The sequence below is a fragment of the Variovorax sp. P4_D9 genome, from assembly GCF_056401695.1.
Map to the genome: position 1 here is coordinate 1 of NZ_JBFUIU010001106.1, position 2,408 is coordinate 2,408.

Annotated in this window: 2 protein-coding genes and 5 tRNA genes; 6 read left to right on the forward strand and 1 reads right to left on the reverse strand. The window is 63.4% G+C overall.

Annotated features, from left to right (window positions below; translation table 11 throughout):
* Positions 1-57: 57 nt before the first annotated feature.
* The 6 genes from AC1DY5_RS51560 to AC1DY5_RS51585 all read left to right on the forward strand — a co-directional run bounded on the left by AC1DY5_RS51560 (position 58) and on the right by AC1DY5_RS51585 (position 2,055).
* Positions 58-132, forward strand: a tRNA-Ile gene (locus AC1DY5_RS51560).
* A 182-nt stretch (positions 133-314) separates the two neighbouring features.
* Positions 315-1,595 carry an RNA-guided endonuclease InsQ/TnpB family protein gene (locus tag AC1DY5_RS51565; protein WP_478122005.1) on the forward strand — a complete coding sequence of 427 codons (1,281 nt, stop codon included), beginning with the start codon at positions 315-317 and terminating at the stop codon, positions 1,593-1,595.
* Positions 1,596-1,704: 109 nt separating this feature from the next.
* Positions 1,705-1,791 (forward strand) — tRNA-Leu (locus AC1DY5_RS51570).
* Positions 1,792-1,814: 23 nt separating this feature from the next.
* A tRNA-Met gene (locus AC1DY5_RS51575) sits at positions 1,815-1,889 on the forward strand.
* Positions 1,890-1,898: 9 nt separating this feature from the next.
* Positions 1,899-1,971, forward strand: a tRNA-Lys gene (locus AC1DY5_RS51580).
* 9 nt (positions 1,972-1,980) lie between these two features.
* A tRNA-Val gene (locus AC1DY5_RS51585) sits at positions 1,981-2,055 on the forward strand.
* Between the two features lie 116 nt (positions 2,056-2,171).
* Here the strand turns inward: AC1DY5_RS51585 and AC1DY5_RS51590 are convergent.
* Positions 2,172-2,408 (reverse strand): hypothetical protein (locus AC1DY5_RS51590; protein ID WP_478122006.1); only part of this gene is annotated, 237 nt, incomplete at its 5' end.

Genomic DNA, 2,408 nt, shown 5'->3' on the forward strand with positions numbered 1-2,408 from the left:
GTGCACTGTTAATGCACAGGTCCCTGGTTCGAACCCAGGTCGAGGAGCCACGTTCCCAGCTCTTTAGCTCAGAGGCAGAGCAATCGGTCGATAACCGATAGGTCGACGTTTCGAAATCGTCAAGAGCTACCAGGTCAACGGTGCGTGTAGCTCAATGGCAGAGCCGCGGGTTGTGATCCCGCTGACCAGAATCCGCATTAAGCCTCGTCCTCGACACACAGCGGGTCCCTGTGGGACAGGGCGGGAAGGAAAAAGCAGGTATTTCGCCTCTTGCCCTTGCGCGTTGCGTTTGTGCTTGCCCATACTGTTCGTAAATGTCTGTCGATTCGACGCTCCGAGCCTACCGCTTCCAGCTTCTCCCGCGCCATACGCAGGCGGCGCGATTGCGGCGCTACGCGGGCATGATGCGATGGCTCTGGAATCGGGCGTTGGCCGAGCAGCAGGCTCGTCGCGATCTCGGCGAGAAGTACGCAGGCTACGCATGCATGTGCGGCTGGCTCACGGCGTGGCGCAACGCGTCAGAAACGTCGTGGTTGCGGGAAGGCCCGGTGCATCCTCAGCAGCAGGTCCTGAAGCGCCTGGACGCAGCCTTCCAGAACTTCTTCGCGAACGTGAAGACGGGCAAGAAACCCGGCTACCCCCGCTTCAAGAAGCCGGGCGAGGAGCCGGGCATTCGCTTTCCGGACCGCAAGCAGTTCAAATTGGACGCGCTCAATGGGCGCGTCCAGCTTCCGAAGCTCGGTTGGGTTCGTATGCGCATGAGCCGGGAGCTCGTCGGAGATCTGCGCAATGCCAGCGTCACCCGTGAGGGGGACCGCTGGTATGTGGCGATCCAGACGCTTCAGCCCGGCGTGCCACCGGCGGCCGGCGTCGCGCCGACGCTCGGCATCGACCTGGGCGTTGCCAACTTCGCGGGGCTTTCGGATGGGCGCCTCATTCAGCCGCTCGCGGCGCTGAAGGCACAGCGGCGGCGTCTGCGGCGCTACCAGCGCAATGTCAGCCGCAAGGTCAAAGGCTCGTGCAACCGCAAGAAGGCGATTGTGAAGCTGCGCGCGTTGCACAGGCGCATCGCTCAGCAGCGCAACGACTGGCTGCACAAGCTCACAAGCGGTTTGGCGGCCGAGCATCCCGTGATCGCGATCGAGGATCTGCGCGTTGCTGCGATGAGTGCCTCGGCGCGCGGCAGCGCGCAGAAGCCGGGCAGAAACGTGCGTCAGAAAGCCGGCCTCAATCGCGGCATCCTCGACGCTGCCTGGGCCGAGTTCCGGCGCCAGCTCGACTACAAGCTGGCCGCGCATGGCGGTCAGGTGCTGGCCGTGGACCCAGCCTACACCAGCCGCACGTGCCGCATCTGCGGACACGAAGCGGTCGAAAACAGGAAGACGCAAGCCCTCTTTGCCTGCGTCGCCTGCGGCCACGCAGAGCACGCGGACGTAAACGCCGCAAAGAACATTCTGGCCGCGGGGCACGCGGTCTGGGCCTCTTCATCGAAGCCCAATGCCTGTGGAGGGGTGGTTAGACGTGCATCGTCCGAAAGGGCGAAACGCGCAGCCCCTGAGAAGCAGGAACCCACCGAAGAGACACGCCGTGCGTAACGCGCAGCACGCCTCAGCAGGAAGCCTCGCCTTCAGGGCGGGGAGGATGCCAAGACAGTTCGATCCTGTTCACGTACGACGTACCCCATCCCACCATCCTTCTCAGAATCCCCGCGTGGCGGAACCGGCAGACGCGGTTGCCTCAAAAGCAGCTGCCCGCAAGGGCGTGCCCGTTCGAGTCGGGCCACGGGGRCCAGCGGCTTCACGTTCTCGCTCTTCGGTGCAGTAGCTCAGTGGCAGAGCACGTCCCTCATAAGGACGCGGTCGATGGATCGTTCCCATCCTGCACTACCAGGATCACTTGCGGGTATAGCTCAGAGGCAGCAGCAACCGGCTTTTAACCGGTAGGTCGAGATTTCGAAATTCTCTGCCCGCAGCACCAATCAGGCCCCTAGTTCAGAGGCAGAATAGCGCCCCCACAAGGCGACGGTCGGGATTTAGAAATTCCCGGGGCCTACCACCCTTCATGCACGGCTGGCGGAATAGGCAGACGCGCGACGTCGAGGGCGTCGTGTCCGCAAGGGCATCCCGGTTCGAGGCCGGGGTCGTGCACCAGGCCGACGGAACCCGACCAGGTCAAGACGCTCCGGCAGGCCGCTCGTACATCGCCCATTTGATGGTCAGGATGTCTGCGGCGATCTTGGCAGCATTCGCGCCCGCATAGAACTCGGCCGGATCGAACTCGAACGCCTCTCGATACTGGACCACCTGGGCGTAGTCCTTGTCGAAGGTCTTTGGACCCATGAGCGCAGCAGGATCAACCCCCGCAGGGACGGCCAAAAACTTGTCGGCGTTGGTGGCGCTCTGGTAGAG

Bases quoted from the DNA above. Each gene is read 5' to 3' on its own strand.
- AC1DY5_RS51565 (WP_478122005.1), top strand. From the start codon at position 315: ATGTCTGTCGATTCGACGCTCCGAGCCTACCGCTTCCAGCTTCTCCCG.